A 14,239-nucleotide genomic window follows, 5' to 3' on the forward strand; every position below is an offset into this window, starting at 1 on the left:
TCGGCGGGGCCTCACCGCGCGGTGAATATCGAGATCCGGCCACGCGTCGGGAACCGGACGGTCAGCCGATGACTCGGTACCCCTCCGCGCGCAGCGCCGCCTCGACCTCTTCGCAGTGGCGGGGGCCCTTGGTCTCCAGATGGAGGTCGACCTCCACCTCGGTCAGGCCGAGGCGCGGGTCGGTGCGCACATGGCCGATATCCAGCACATTGGCGTCGGCGACGGTCAGTGCCGCCAGCAGGGTGGCCAGCGCCCCCGGCCGGTCGGTGAGCCGCAGCCGGAGGCTGAGGTAGCGGCCGGCGGCGGACATGCCGTGGCGCAGGACGCGCTGCATGAGCAGCGGGTCCACGTTGCCGCCCGACAGCACCGCCACCACGGGCCCCCGGAACGCCTCCGGGGTGCTGAGCAGTGCGGCCACCGGGCTCGCCCCGGCCGGTTCCACCACGAGCTTGGCCCGCTCCAGGCAGAGCAGCAGGGCGCTGGAGAGCTCGTTCTCGGTGACCGTGCGGACTTCGTCGACCAGCTCCTCGATCACCGCGAACGGGACATCGCCGGGGCGCCCCACCTTGATGCCGTCGGCCATGGTGACCGGGTTGTCGAGGGAGACCGGGTGGCCGGCGGCGAGCGAGGGCGGGTAGGCGGCGGCGCCCTCGGCCTGGACGCCGACGATCCGGATGTCGGGGCGCAGCGCCTTCACCGCGACGGCGATCCCGGCCGCGAGGCCTCCGCCGCCGAGGCCGACGACGATGGTGCGGACCTCCGGGCACTGCTCCAGGATCTCCAGGCCGACCGTGCCCTGGCCCGCGATGATGTCGGGGTGGTCGAACGGGTGGATGAAGACCGCGCCGGTCCGGTCCGCGTACTCCTGGGCGGCGGCCAGTGTCTCGTCGACGACCTGTCCGTGCAGCCGCACCTCGGCCCCGTACTCCTGGGTCGCGGCGACCTTGGGGAGCGGGGCGCCGACGGGCATGAAGACGGTGGAGCGGACACCGAGGAGGGAGGAGGCCAGCGCGACGCCCTGGGCGTGGTTCCCGGCGCTGGCGGCGACGACCCCGGCCGCCCGCTCCACCGGGGAGAGGCCAGAGATACGGACGTACGCGCCGCGCAGTTTGAAGGAGCCGGTGCGCTGGAGGTTCTCGCACTTGAGGTGGACGGGGGCGCCGATCAGCTCGCTCAGGTGCCGGCTGCCCTCCAGGGCGGTCACTCTGGCCACCCCGGACAGCATTTTCTGCGCGCCCCGGACATCGTCGAGGATCAGGGCCGGGTGTCGAACGGTCGCGCGGAACGTCATGCCCGCAAGTCTTGCAGCTCGGGGCGGTCGCGGCAGACTTGTCTCATGGCGGCCTGCGGTGGTGTCCGCAGGTTTGTGCGGCACTGGTACGCGTTGCCCCGGGGCCGCGTACTCTGTCCCCCACCTATCCGACACCGCACGAAGAGAGCTTCCAGCCATGCCCCCTCAGGACATGACGACTGCTGCGTCTCCTTCCGGGGGCGCCGCCCCCGAACACCCGGGCCCCGACCACCTGCTGGACTCCCTCCAGCACCAGGTGGCGGTCTTCGCCCGCCGTGCCGAGCAGACGCGCCTCGGCGGTGTCGGCCAGGTCCGCAACTCGATGGACCGGGCGGCGTACCTGCTGCTGAACCGCCTGGACAAGGAAGGCCCGATGGGCGTCAAGGCGCTCGCCGCGGGCATGGGGATCGACTCCTCGACCGTGACCCGGCAGGTGGCCCCGCTCGTCGACACCGGGCTGGTCAAGCGGACCTCGCACCCGGAGGACGGCCGGGCCGTCGTGCTCCAGCTCTCCCCGCGCGGGCAGGCCCGCCTGGAGGAGGTCCGCGCCTCGCGCCGTGAGCTGATGTCGCAGGTGACGGACGGCTGGACGCAGGAGGAGCGGGACACCTTCTGTGCGCTGCTCACCCGGTTCAACGGTTCGCTGGCCGCCCGTCAGGCCGCGTACCAGCCGATGCAGAGCGACTGACCCTTTTCCTTACGCATCCCTTACGCTTCCCTGAGGCCCCTGTCCCCGCCGGGCGGCAGGGGCCTTGCCGTACGCTTCGCCAAGAGTTGCCACATGGATACTTTTTACCTCCCAAGGAGTGCCTGACCATGGCGAAGCAGGACAGAACGAGCGACCTGGTGGGACTTCTGTCCGCCGACCGCGAGCGGGTCGAGAGCGAGTGGATCGACGGCGTCGCGGGATCGCTCAAGGGCCGCATCAGCAAGGCCGAGGTCGACCGGGAGCTGCGTGAGCTGTACGCGGCGCTGGTGGAGGCCCTCGCCTCGGGCGGGGAGGACGCCCGCGGTGACAACCTCTCCGAGACCCGGGCGCTGCTGACCGAGCTGTCGCGCAACCGGGCCCGCCAGGGCTTCACGCCCAGCGAGACGGCGATCAGCGTGCTCGCGCTCAAGAAGGCGCTCGAACCGGCGCTGGCGGACGGATCGGCCCAGGACACCGCCGGGTACCTGCGGCTGAGCCGCGTCCTCGACGACCTGGCCCTCTTCACCATCGAGACGTACACCCGCGCCCGCGAGGAGATCATCAGCTCGCAGGCCGCCCAGCTCATGGAGCTGTCGACCCCCGTGGTGAAGCTCTGGGACGGGGTCATAGCCGTGCCCCTCGTGGGCACCCTCGACTCGGCCCGCACCCAGGTGGTGATGGAGAAGCTCCTCCAGGCGCTGGTGGACACCGGCTCCGAGCAGGCCATCATCGACATCACCGGTGTCCCCGCCGTCGACACCCAGGTCGCGCAGCACCTGCTCAAGACGGTCGTGGCGGCCCGGCTGATGGGCGCGGAGTGCACGGTCTCCGGCATCCGTCCGCAGATCGCGCAGACCATCGTGGCGCTGGGCATCGAGTTCGGTGACATCGTCACCAAGGCGACCCTCGCCGACGCCCTCCAGCACGCGCTGAAGAAGTCCGGCGTCGACCTCGTCGCGCACCAGGGCGGCGGACGATGACCGAGCGGGTTCCGGTCCTGCGGATCGGTGACATCCTCCTCGTCTCGATCCAGGTGGACCTGGAGGACCAGACGGTGCTGGACCTCCAGGAGGACCTGGCCGAGCAGATCGTCGCGCGGGCGGCCCGCGGGGTCGTCATCGACATCACCGCGGTCGAGATCGTCGACTCTTTCGTCGGCCGCATGCTGGCCACGATCGCCTCCATATCCCGCCTCCTCGACGCCGAGACGGTGGTCGTGGGCATGCGGCCCGCCGTGGCCATCACCCTCGTCGAGCTGGGACTGTCGCTCGGCGGCGTCCGTACCGCACTCGACCTGGAGAAGGGACTCGCGCTGCTGCGCCGGTCTACGACCGGTGCGGAACTGCTGTGATCGTCCCCTGGGCGGTGGAGGCACCACCGCAGACGCAGCCGATCACGCAGAACGACGACGTCGTCCGCTCCCGCCAGCAGGTCCGCACGTTCGCGCAGGCGTGCCGGCTCTCCCTGGTCGACCAGACGAAGTTCATCACCGCCGCCAGCGAACTCGCCCGCAACACCCTGGTGTACGGCGGCGGTGGCGAGATGCGGGCCGGAGCGGTGGAACGGCACGGGCGGCGCGGGGTCGCGGCCGTCTTCGCGGACTCCGGGCCCGGCATTCCCGACACCGAACTGGCCCTCACCGACGGCTGGACCTCCGGCGGCGGGCTCGGTCTCGGGCTGAGCGGGGCGCGGCGGCTGGTCGACGAGTTCTTCCTCGACACCGAGGTGGGCCGCGGCACCACCGTCACCATCATCAAGTGGGCGCGATGACGGCGCTGACGGTCCTGGACCACGAGAACGTGGAGTGGTTCCGGGCCGCCGACGAGATGCCCTCGGCGGCCCGCGGCGCCGCCGCCACCCTGGCCCGGCGCATCGGCCTGGACGCCTACCGGTCCTCCGAGGTCGCCCTCGCGGTCACCGAGGCCGCGACCAACCTCCAGCGCCACGCGAGCGACGGTGCGCTGCTGCTCCGCGTCCTGCGCACCCCGGAGCAGGCGGGCGTCGAGTTCGTCACCGTGGACACCGGCCCCGGCATGGCCGACGTGGAGGCGGCGCTGTCGGACGGCGCGTCCTCCGCGGGGACGCTGGGCATCGGGCTCGGCGCGGTGGCCCGGCTCGCCGACGCCTTCGACATCCACTCCCTGCCGGGCCGGGGCACGGTCGTGGCCGCGCAGTTCTGGGCGCGCGCGGCCGGGGCGGCGCCCACCGGCGGTGTGCCGTCGGTGGCCTCGGGGCTGACCCGGCCCATCAGCGGCGAGACGAGTTGCGGCGACGCCTGGGCCGTACGCGTGGACGAAGGCGGTACGGAGGGGTCGCGCCCGTCCCCGGGCGGCTCCGCCCCGTCCGCCGACCCGGCGATCCTGGCCATGCTCTGCGACGGGCTGGGGCACGGACCGCTCGCCGCGCTCGCCTCCGAGGCGGCGGTCACCGCGTTCCGACGGAGCGCGGCCCGCCACCCGGAGGGCCTGCTGCGCGACATCCACGCGGCGCTGCGCGGCACCCGGGGCGGCGCGGTGGCGGTGGCCCGGATCGAGCCGGGCCGGGGGCGGCTCCTGTACTGCGGCATCGGCAATGTGAGCGGCGTCCTGCTCGGCCCGGAGTCGCGCAACGGCCTGCTCTCCGCGCCGGGCATCGTCGGGCAGCAGATGCGGAGCCTGCGCACCTTCGAGCTGCCGCTGAAGCCGGGCGGCGCGCTGGTCATGCACTCCGACGGGCTGACCGAGCGGTGGAAGGCCGACGACCTGCCCGGTCTGCTCCGGCACACCCCGGCCGTGATGGCGGGCCAGCTGCTGCGCGAGGCCGGGGTACGCCGCGACGACGCGGGGATCCTGGTCGTCAAGGGGGCCTGGTGAACGCGGGCGTACCGGACCCGGCCACCCTCGCGGCGTACGAACTCACCACCGCGCAGGACGTCTTCGCCCTGCGCCGCACCGGTCAGAGCGCGGCGGCGGCCCTGGGCATGGACCGCCAGGACCAGGTGCGCATCGCCACCGCGCTGAGCGAGCTGGGCCGCGACCGGCTCGGCTGCACGGGCCTGACCGTCTCCTTCGCCGTGCCGGCGGGCCGCGAAGGGGTGCTGTCGGTCGTCTTCGCGTGGACGGGCGGTACGAAGGCGGATCCCGATCTCGAACCGGCCGCCCGGCTCCTGCACCGCGTCCGCCACGAGCCCGCCGCTCCCGGCGGGCGGATCGTCGCCGAGCACCCGCTGCCCACGAGCTGGTCAGACGGCCCGGACGCGCGGCGCGGGGTGCGGGAGGCGCTGAGCCGGCACGCCTCCCCGACCCTCGCCGACGACCTGCGCTCCCAGACCCGCGACCTGATCGCCACCCTGGAGGAGACCCGGGCCCAGCGCGAGGAGATGCGCCGGCTCAACGAGGAGCTGGAGGAGACCAACCGCGGCGTCCTGGCTCTCTACACCGAGCTGTCGCAGGAGCTGGAGGAGACCAACAGCGGGGTCGTGGCCCTCCACGCCGAGCTGGAGGAGAAGTCCGCACGGCTGCGCGAGACCAGCGAGGCCAAGACGCGGTTCTGGCGCAACATCAGCCATGAGCTGCGCACCCCGGTGAACGCGGTGGTGGCCCTCACCCGGCTGCTGTTGGCCCCCGGCTCCGCCCCGCTCACCGACGAGCAGCGCCGCCAGCTCTCCCTCATCGACACCTCCGGGCAGTCCCTGCTCTCGCTGGTCGGCGACCTGCTGGACGTGGCGAAGGCGGAGGCGGGCCAGCTGGAGATCAGCGCGGCGCCGACCGACCTGCGGGCGCTGCTGGCCCAGTCAGGTGCCGTGATGCGCGGTACGGGAGCGCCCGGCGTCGCCCTGCTGATGCCCGAGCCCACCTCCTTGCCGGTGGCGGTCACCGACGAGGCCCTGCTGACGCGGATCCTGCGCAACCTGCTCTCCAACGCCCTGAAGTTCACCGAGGAGGGCGAGGTCCGGCTGGAGTTCCGGGTGGACCCGCCGTGGATGGCCTTCACCGTCACCGACACCGGTGTCGGTATCCCCGAGGACGAACTGGCCCGGGTGTTCGAGGAGTTCTACCAGGTACGCGGGCCGCTCCAGCGGGTCCACCGGGGCACCGGCCTCGGGCTCCCGTACGCCCGGACCCTCACCGAACTCCTCGGCGGCACCCTCCGGTTGTCGAGCACCCCGGGAGCGGGTACCCGGGTGGAGGTCGAGCTGCCCTTCGTGCCCGCCCCCTTGACGTCCGCACCCGCACCGGAGACCGCCCCGTGACCGAGACCGCCCGCGTCGACAGTGCGCCAGGAACCGTCCTGGTGATCGACGACGACGAGACCAACCGCTACATCCTCACGAGCTGGCTCACCCGCGCCGGGCACACGGTCGTCGGCGCGGCCGACGGCACCGAGGGGCTGGCCCTGCTCACCTCGGCCGGCTGCCCGCTGCCGGAAGCGGCCGTCATCGACGTACAGCTCCCCGACATGACCGGCTTCGAGGTCTGCGAGCGGATCAAGGCCGACGCGCGCACCGCCTATCTGCCGGTCATCCACGTCTCGGCCGTCGCCGTGAACGCCGAGGACCACACGGAGGGGCTCAGCCGCGGCGCGGACGCCTATCTGGACCAGCCCATCGACCCGGACGAGTTCCTGGCGACCGTCACGGCCGCGCTGCGCTACGCGCGGGCCCGGCGCCGGGCGGAGCAGCTGACCCTGCGGCTGGCCGCGCTGAACCGGGCGACCCTGGACGTCTACCGGGCCGTCGGCTTCCACTCCTTCAGCGCCGCGGCGACCGGTGGCGCCGCCGCCCTGATGTCCGCGCCCGCCACCGCGGTCTTCCTGAGCCCGCAGGGCCAGCCGGTGCACAGCCACGCCTCAGGACCCGACGCGGCCCCGCTCTCCGGGCCGGCGGGCGCAGAGCTGCTGGACCGGCTGGCCTCGTACACCCTCGGCAGCGACACCGGGGCCGAGGTGCGGGTGATGCCGCACAGCCAGTGGAAGGCGCTGCTCCCCCTCGACCCGATCGAGGGTGACGTCGTCCTGGTGGTGGCCCGGACCAAGCGCAACCGGCCGCCCGTCTGCGTCGCCGTACCCGCCGGCGCGGCCGGCGGCACCGACGAGCGCGAGCTCCTCCAGCAGCTCGTCAACGCCTGTGCGCTGGCCCTGGAGGCGCTGCGCACCTTCAACGAGGAGCACGCCCTCGCGCTCGCCCTCCAGCGCACCTTCCTGCCGGACCGGCTGCCGTCGGTGCCGGGCGTCTCGCTCGCCGTGCGCTACCTCCCGGCCTCCGACCACGCGGAGATCGGCGGCGACTTCTACGAGGCCCTGGAGACGCCGGACGGGCTGCTCCTGGCCATCGGGGACGTGGCCGGGCACTCGCTGGTGGCCGCGACGGTCATGGGCGAGATCCGGCACGCGCTGCGCGCCTACGCCCTGGAGGGCCACCCGCCGCACCACGTGCTGGAGCGGCTCGACGCCCTCCTCGCCCACACCCGGCCCGGCCTCACCGTGACGCTCTGCCTCGTCCTGGTCGACCCGGACGGCAGCCGGATCCACGTCGCCAACGCCGGTCACATCCCGCCCCTGCTGCTCGCCCCCGACGGCGCCGCCGCCTACCTCCACGAGCACGGCCCGCTGCTGGGCCTCCGCCTCCCGCACCCGCCCGCGCGCGTCCACCCGGTCACCCCGGGCACCCGCGTGCTGCTGATCACCGACGGCCTGGTGGAGGTGCGCACCCAGAACCTCGACGACAGCCTGGCGGCGTTCCGCTCCGCGACGCTGGAGGGCCCCCGGGAGCTGGAGGCGCTCTGCGACGCCCTCCTCGGCTCGTTCGGCGAGGACAAGGAGGACGACATCGCGCTGCTCGCCCTCCAGCTGGAGGAGCGGTGAAAGGTGCCGGGGGCCCACCCTGCGCCGAGCGGGCCCCCGGGGTTCTGTCTCCCGGTCAGCCCAGGGCCTGGGTGAGGTCGGCGAGCAGGTCGTCGCCGTTCTCGATGCCGACGGAGAGGCGGACCAGGTCGGCCGGGACCTCAAGCAGGGAGCCCGCCACGGAGGCGTGCGTCATCCGGCCGGGGTGCTCGATCAGCGACTCGACGCCGCCGAGGGACTCACCCAGCGTGAAGAGCCTGGCCCGGTTGCAGACCTCGACCGCCGCCTCCTCGCCGCCCGCGACGCGGAAGGAGACCATGCCGCCGAAGGACTTCATCTGCTTGGCGGCGACCTCGTGGCCGGGGTGCTCGGGGAGCCCCGGGTAGAGGACCTGGGAGACCTTGGGGTGCCGGGTCAGCAGGTCGGCGACCTTGGTGGCGTTCTCGGTGTGGCGGTCCATGCGGACGGCGAGGGTCTTGATGCCGCGCAGCACGAGCCAGGCGTCGAAGGGGCCGGAGACCGCGCCCATGGCGTTCTGGTGGAACGCCAGCTCCTCGGCCAGTCCCGGGTCGCTGACGACGAGCGCGCCGCCGACGACGTCGGAGTGGCCGCCCATGTACTTGGTGGTGGAGTGCACGATGACGTCCGCGCCGAGCGCCAGCGGCTGCTGGAGGTAGGGCGAGGCGAAGGTGTTGTCGACGACGAGGCGCGCCCCGGCCTGGTGGGCGACCTGGGCGACGGCGGCGATGTCGGTGATGCCCAGCAGCGGGTTGGAGGGGGTCTCCACCCAGACCGCCTTGGTGCGCGGGGTGATCGCCGCCCGCACCGCCGCCACGTCCGAGGTGTCGGCGACCGAGAACTCCACGCCCCAGCGCGCGGCAACCTTCGCGAACAGCCGGAAGGTGCCACCGTAGGCGTCGTTCGGGATGACCACGTGGTCACCGGGGGTCAGCAGCGTACGCAGGAGGCAGTCCTCGGCGGCGAGGCCGGAGGCGAAGGCGAGACCGCGTCGGCCGCCTTCGAGGGCCGCGAGGTTCTCCTCCAGGGCGGTACGGGTCGGGTTGGCGCTGCGGCTGTACTCGTAACCGCCGCGCAGTCCGCCCACGCCGTCCTGCTTGTACGTGGACACCTGGTAGATGGGCGGAACCACCGCGCCGGTGAGGGGGTCGGCGGTGTTCCCCGCGTGGATCGCGAGGGTCTCGAAGCTGTGCTGGTCGCTCATGGTCCCGAGCGTAGTTCGTCGCGAGGGCCCTTACCGGCCACTCACCGCTCCGGGGACAATGGGTCCATGGAGATTCTGTTGTTCCTGCTCGCGATGTGCATGCTCGCCGCGATCGTCGGCCCGTGGGTGATGCGGCGGCGGGGCGGTATCCGCCAGGTCGCCCCGGGTTCGCCGGACGCGGCCGACCCCGATACGTACGGCTTCGCCCGCCAGGAGGAGCTGGACGTCCGGATGCCGGGCCCGGACCAGGACCTCCTGGACGTCCTCGACGTGGTCCAGGCCACCCAGGACTGGCGGGCCGCGTCCCAGCTGCTTTCCGGTACGCCGAAGGAGGGCGAGGTCCGCTGGCAGCGGGTGCAGGCCTTCGCGGGCGCGGCCTCGCTGGAGCTGGCCCAGCAGCCGGGCAAGGGCGGCTCATGGCTGCGCGCCTGGCGGGCGGAGGCCCCGAAGGACGCGGGCGGGGCGGCGGTGCACGCGGAGTTCCTGGTGCAGCAGGCGTGGCGCTCCTCGTCGGCGGGGACCGACGACTTCCGGATCATCCTGGAGGAGGCCCGTACGGTCTGCGGCGAGGCGGCCCTGCTCGCCCCCGGCGACCCGGTGCCGTACATCGTGGAGCTGGCGGTGGCCCGCGGCCTGAACTACACCCCCGAGCAGTTCGACCAGCTCTGGGCCAAGATCATCGACCGGGCCCCGGCCCACATGGGCGCGCACATCGCGGCGCTGCACTTCCACTGCGAGAAGTGGCACGGCTCCCGCAAGGACGCCGACGCCTTCGCCACGGCCGCCGCCGCCCGCGCCCCGCAGGGCTCGCTGCTGGCCGCGCTGCCGCTGTTCGCGGTGTACGAGCACCTGCCGGAGGTCAACCTGGTGCAGGGCTTCTACCGCGGCCAGGTGGTGACGAAGGCGGTCGAGGGCGCGATGTTCGCGGTCCACGCGGCCCGCCCGGACGACCCGATGCTCGCCCACGTACGCCACCTGCTGGTCCTCTTCCTGGTCCACATGGAGCGCTGGTCGGAGGCGATGCACCAGCTGGTCCTCATCGACGGCCACGTGGGCGCGCTGCCGTGGACGGCGGATGCGGACCCGGCCGCGCAGTACACGGTGTACCGGGCGCTGGCGGTCGCCGGCTACGAGGCGAACGGCGGCTCCCCGGCGACGCTGCCGCACTGAGGGGCGCTGCCGAAGGGGTTCTCGCCGGCTTTTCACTCCTGGGGAGTTCACCGGGACTCCCTAGGATCTCGGCATGGACTTTCACGGCATGGACTTTCTCGCAGACGCGATTCCCGATCCACTGAGACGCGGCGAAGGACCGGGTCTCCTCCTCGCCCATGGTGCGGGGAGCGATATCCAGGACAGTTACGGGCCGGTGATCGAGCGGCTCGCCGCGGTCTGCACCGTTGTCGGCCCCGACCTCCCCGGGTCCGGGAACTGCCCCTTACCGCAGGGCCCGCTCACCCTCGACGGAACAGCGGATCACCTGGTGGCGAGCGCGGTGCGCGCGGGCGTCGAATCCTTCGCGATATCCGGATTCTCGATGGGGACGGCCGTGGCCGTACGAGCCGCCGCCCGCCATCCCGAACGGGTCACCGGACTCATCCTGTCAGCGGGTTTCGCCTGTCCGAACTCCCGGCTCCGCCTCGTCATCGACACCTGGCGCGCGCTCCTGCGGGACACCGGGAATTCCAGGACCCTCGCGTCCTATCTCTCCCTCGTCGTGGGTGGCCCGCAGTGGCTCGACGAGCGCACTCCGGAAGAGATCGAGGAGCAGCTGGCCCAGTTCGCCACCGGGATGCCGGCCGGGGCCGACGCACAGCTGGCGCTGTTCGACCACATCGACGTGCGGGAGGATCTGCGCTCGATCACCGTTCCCACCCTCGTGGTCTCCCCCTCGGCGGACCTGATCGCCACCCCCGCCCACTCACGGCAATTCACCGACGGCATCCCGCACGCCGAGCTGGTCACGCTGGACTGCGGCCACGCCATCGCGGCGGAGCGCCCGGAGGCGTGGGCCGACGCGATGACGAAGTTCCTCACCGCCCTGCCCGTCGCCGGGGACCCGGCCGGCCGGCTGTAGCGCGGACCGGGGACCGCGCCCGCCACCGGGCCCTTCCTGTACGGGGGCCCGGTGGCTCCCCGTACACCCGGCCGGTCAGGCCCCGACAGCCGGTGCGGGGGCCCGGCCGGCCGCCGTGGTCACCAGCGCGCCCACCGCGAGCGCTCCGCCCACCCACATCACCGCCGTGGTGCCGATGCCGTCCGCCGCGAGCCCGCCGACCAGCGCGCCCAGCGCGATGGCTCCGTTGAACACCCCGACGAACAGCGAGGAGGCCGCCTCGCGGGCGTCCGGGGCGGCGAGCAGGATCCAGGTCTGGGTGCTGACCGAGACACCTCCGTAGCTCAGGCCCCAGACCGCCATCAGCACGGCGGCGAGGGCCACCGACCCGCCCAGCCACGGCAGGGCGGTCACGGTGGCCGCCAGGACCGCGGTGATCACCAGCAGCGTCCTGCGCGGCGAGCGGGCCGCCCCGGCCCCGGCCAGGAAGTTCCCGGCCACACCGGCGGCCCCGTACACCAGGAGCAGCGTGCCGACCGTTCCCGCGCCGACGCCGGAGACGTCCTCCAGCACCGGCCTGATGTAGGTGTACGCGGCGAAGTGACCGGTCACCACGAAGCCGACGACGACGAGCCCCGTACGCACCCGGGCGTCGCCGATCAGCCCCATCACCCCGCCGATCGGAATCGCGCGCTCCGCCGGCAGCCGGGGCAGCAGGACCGCCGCCGCGACCAGCACCACCAGTCCGAGCCCGGCGGCCGCGAGGAACGCGGACCGCCAGCCGGCCGCCGCTCCCAGGTACGTCCCGGCCGGAACGCCCAGTACGGACGCCACGGCAATGCCGCTGAAGACCAGCGAGGTGGCGGGGCCGGCCGACTTCGCCGGCACCAGCCGCACGGCGAGGCCGGCCGCGACGGCCCAGACGCCGCCCATGCCGATGCCGACCAGGACGCGGGCCGCGACCATGAACCCGAAGTCCGGAGCCCAGGCCGCGCCCAGGTTGCCGATCACCAGCACGGCGACCAGCACACAGAGCGCCGTCCGGCGGTCGGCCCTGCCCAGCAGCGGGACGAGCACCGGGGCCGAGACGGCCGCGACCAGCCCGGTGATCGTCAGCGTGAGGCCGGCCACCCCCTCGGAGACCCCGAGCGACGCTCCCATCGGGGTCAGCAGCCCGACGGGCAGCATTTCGGACGTGACCACCGTGAACGTGCCCAGCGCCAGGGCCGCCACGCCCGGCCAGCCGCCGCGCGGTGGCCTCTGGCGGGCGGACGGTGTGCCGGTGGATTCCTCGACCTGTGTCATGCCTCCAGCCAACGGGCCACAGGACGGGGGAACAACGGCCGATCTCTCATCCTTCTATGAGCGGGGCTCATCGATGGACCGGCCACCCGCGAACACCGGTGCTGCCGCGACCCTTTTTTTGGGGGGAACACATGATGGGGAAACGCATGATGGGGGGACATATGAGCAGTCTGGACGCCCGCGAGCTGGAGGCCTTCCTCGCACTGGCCGACGAACTCCACTTCGGGCGGGCGGGGGAACGCCTGTACGTCTCGCAGAGCCGCGTCAGCCAACTGCTGCGGTCCCTGGAGAGCAAGGTCGGCGCCCGGCTCGTCGACCGCACCAGCCGCCGGGTCGGGCTCACGCCGCTCGGCGAGCAGCTCCTCGCGGGGCTGCGCCCGGCCTTCGACACCATCGTGGAGACGCTCGACGAGGTACGGGAGGTGGCGCGGGGTGTCGGGGGGCTGCTCCGGATCGGCTTCCAGGGCACGGCCGACGACCAGATCATGAACGCCGTCGCGCTCTTCCAGAGCCGGTATCCGGACTGTGCCACGGAGATCGTGGAGATCCCCTTCTCCGACCCCTTCGGACCGTTGCGGCGGCGGGAGGTCGACACGGCGGTGGTGCTGATGCCGGTCCAGGAGAGCGAGCTGGTGGTGGGCCAGGTCTTCTCCCGGCAGCCGCAGTCGCTCGCCGTGTCCGCCCGGCACCCCTTCGCGAGGCGCGATGCGCTGGACGCCGAGGACCTGGCGGCCTGCTCGCTCATCGGCGTCCACGGCGCGGCCCCGGAGTACTGGCGCCGCGCCCAGGCTCCCGCCGCCACCCCCGGGGGCGTCCCCATCGCCACCGGCCCCTCGGTGAGCACCCTCCAGGAGGGCCTGGCACTGGTCCAGGCGGACCGGGGGGCGATGCTGCTGTGCCACCCCACCGCCGACTACTACGGCCGCCGCGCGGTCACCTTCGTCCCCGTCACCGGCCTCCAGGACTCCTCGCTCGCCCTCGTGTGGCACCGCCACCACGAGACCGCCCGGACCCGCGCCTTCTCCCAGGCCCTCGCGGCCGTCGCCGACGCGGGGTGAGCGGCCCGCCGACGTCGGCGGGCGCGGAATCCGGGCGGCCGTTCCCTTGTTGTACGTACCGAACCCCGACCGATCCGGAGGAGCCCCCGCATGTTCCTGAACCGCCGCACCCCCGAGCTCCCCACCCCGGAGCAGGCCCTGCGCGGCCGCCCCGTCCCCGAATTCACCGTCCCCTCCCGCCACACGGTCCTGGGCAACCCGCTGGTGGGCCCGTACCCGGAGGGCCTGGAGGTGGCGGACTTCGCGCTCGGCTGCTTCTGGGGCGCGGAGCGCAAGTTCTGGCAGACCGAGGGCGTCTGGACGACGCTGGTCGGCTACCAGGGCGGCTACACGGAGAACCCGACGTACGAGGAGGCCTGCTCGGGCCTGACCGGCCACACGGAGGCGGTCCGCGTCGTCTTCGACCCGGCTGTGGTGTCGTACGAGGAGCTGCTGAAGCTGTTCTGGGAGTCCCACAACCCGACCCAGGGCTTCCGCCAGGGCAACGATGTGGGCACCCAGTACCGCTCGGCGGTCTACACCCACTCCCCCGCCCAGGCAGCGGCGGCGGACGCCTCCCGTGAGGCGTACCAGAAGGTCCTGACGGCCTCGGGCCACAAGGAGATCACCACGGAGATCCTCCCGGCCGAGGGCCGCCCGTTCTGGCCGGCGGAGGCGTACCACCAGCAGTACCTGGACAAGAACCCGGGCGGCTACTGCGGGATCGGCGGTACGGGGGTGTCCTGCCCGATCGGTGTGGCACCGGTCGAGGGCTGAGCGGCCCTTCCCCCTCGGGGCGGCGGCCGACCGTACCCCTCGGGGG

14 protein-coding genes are annotated in these 14,239 nt (G+C 73.1%); 11 read left to right on the forward strand and 3 right to left on the reverse strand.

What is annotated here, in order from left to right; all coding sequences use genetic code 11:
- Positions 1–61: 61 nt before the first annotated feature.
- Positions 62–1,291: a threonine ammonia-lyase gene (gene ilvA, locus R2B67_RS12140; RefSeq protein WP_317817846.1), complete on the reverse strand. Its 1,230-nt coding sequence runs from the start codon at positions 1,289–1,291 to the stop codon at positions 62–64.
- A 157-nt stretch (positions 1,292–1,448) separates the two neighbouring features.
- Here ilvA and R2B67_RS12145 point away from each other — a divergent pair, with 157 nt between their 5' ends.
- The 7 genes from R2B67_RS12145 to R2B67_RS12175 all read left to right on the forward strand — a co-directional run bounded on the left by R2B67_RS12145 (position 1,449) and on the right by R2B67_RS12175 (position 7,820).
- Positions 1,449–1,979: a MarR family winged helix-turn-helix transcriptional regulator gene (locus R2B67_RS12145; protein ID WP_317817847.1), complete on the forward strand. Its 531-nt coding sequence runs from the start codon at positions 1,449–1,451 to the stop codon at positions 1,977–1,979.
- Positions 1,980–2,107: 128 nt separating this feature from the next.
- On the forward strand, positions 2,108–2,959 hold the full coding sequence (locus tag R2B67_RS12150) for an STAS domain-containing protein (protein ID WP_317817848.1): 852 nt from the start codon (positions 2,108–2,110) through the stop codon (positions 2,957–2,959).
- Positions 2,956–3,330, forward strand: coding sequence for an STAS domain-containing protein (locus tag R2B67_RS12155; protein ID WP_018510373.1), 375 nt, complete (start codon positions 2,956–2,958; stop codon positions 3,328–3,330). Before R2B67_RS12150 ends, R2B67_RS12155 begins: the two co-directional genes overlap by 4 nt.
- The gene (locus R2B67_RS12160) at positions 3,327–3,749 is read left to right on the forward strand and encodes an ATP-binding protein (protein WP_018510374.1); all 423 of its coding nucleotides are present in this window, start codon (positions 3,327–3,329) and stop codon (positions 3,747–3,749) included. The genes R2B67_RS12155 and R2B67_RS12160 overlap by 4 nt, the downstream gene beginning before the upstream one ends.
- Positions 3,746–4,831: an ATP-binding SpoIIE family protein phosphatase gene (locus R2B67_RS12165; RefSeq protein ID WP_381074685.1), complete on the forward strand. Its 1,086-nt coding sequence runs from the start codon at positions 3,746–3,748 to the stop codon at positions 4,829–4,831. The genes R2B67_RS12160 and R2B67_RS12165 overlap by 4 nt, the downstream gene beginning before the upstream one ends.
- Positions 4,828–6,210, forward strand: coding sequence for a sensor histidine kinase (locus tag R2B67_RS12170; protein WP_317817853.1), 1,383 nt, complete (start codon positions 4,828–4,830; stop codon positions 6,208–6,210). The genes R2B67_RS12165 and R2B67_RS12170 overlap by 4 nt, the downstream gene beginning before the upstream one ends.
- Positions 6,207–7,820, forward strand: a complete 1,614-nt coding sequence (locus R2B67_RS12175) for a SpoIIE family protein phosphatase (protein WP_317817854.1) — start codon at positions 6,207–6,209, stop codon at positions 7,818–7,820. The genes R2B67_RS12170 and R2B67_RS12175 overlap by 4 nt, the downstream gene beginning before the upstream one ends.
- Positions 7,821–7,875: 55 nt before the next feature.
- On the opposite strand, the gene R2B67_RS12180 is transcribed toward R2B67_RS12175, so the two are convergent.
- Positions 7,876–9,021, reverse strand: coding sequence for a cystathionine gamma-synthase (locus R2B67_RS12180; protein WP_018510378.1), 1,146 nt, complete (start codon positions 9,019–9,021; stop codon positions 7,876–7,878).
- Positions 9,022–9,087: 66 nt separating this feature from the next.
- On the opposite strand from R2B67_RS12180, the gene R2B67_RS12185 reads away from it, so the two are divergent.
- Complete coding sequence (locus R2B67_RS12185) at positions 9,088–10,191, forward strand: hypothetical protein (protein ID WP_317817855.1); 1,104 nt, start codon at positions 9,088–9,090, stop codon at positions 10,189–10,191.
- A gap of 88 nt (positions 10,192–10,279) precedes the next feature.
- Positions 10,280–11,095: an alpha/beta fold hydrolase gene (locus R2B67_RS12190; RefSeq protein WP_317817856.1), complete on the forward strand. Its 816-nt coding sequence runs from the start codon at positions 10,280–10,282 to the stop codon at positions 11,093–11,095.
- Positions 11,096–11,170: 75 nt separating this feature from the next.
- On the opposite strand, the gene R2B67_RS12195 is transcribed toward R2B67_RS12190, so the two are convergent.
- Positions 11,171–12,379 carry an MFS transporter gene (locus tag R2B67_RS12195; protein ID WP_317817857.1) on the reverse strand — a complete coding sequence of 403 codons (1,209 nt, stop codon included), beginning with the start codon at positions 12,377–12,379 and terminating at the stop codon, positions 11,171–11,173.
- Positions 12,380–12,540: 161 nt separating this feature from the next.
- On the opposite strand from R2B67_RS12195, the gene R2B67_RS12200 reads away from it, so the two are divergent.
- Both R2B67_RS12200 and msrA read left to right on the forward strand, forming a co-directional pair.
- A complete protein-coding gene (locus R2B67_RS12200) occupies positions 12,541–13,437 on the forward strand; it encodes a LysR family transcriptional regulator (protein WP_317817858.1) in 897 nt (298 codons plus the stop codon).
- A gap of 90 nt (positions 13,438–13,527) precedes the next feature.
- The gene (gene msrA / locus R2B67_RS12205) at positions 13,528–14,193 is read left to right on the forward strand and encodes a peptide-methionine (S)-S-oxide reductase MsrA (protein WP_018510383.1); all 666 of its coding nucleotides are present in this window, start codon (positions 13,528–13,530) and stop codon (positions 14,191–14,193) included.
- The last annotated feature ends 46 nt before the right edge of the window (positions 14,194–14,239 follow it).

It is taken from the genome of Streptomyces cyaneofuscatus, from assembly GCF_033109485.1.
GTDB lineage: Bacteria > Actinomycetota > Actinomycetes > Streptomycetales > Streptomycetaceae > Streptomyces > Streptomyces cyaneofuscatus.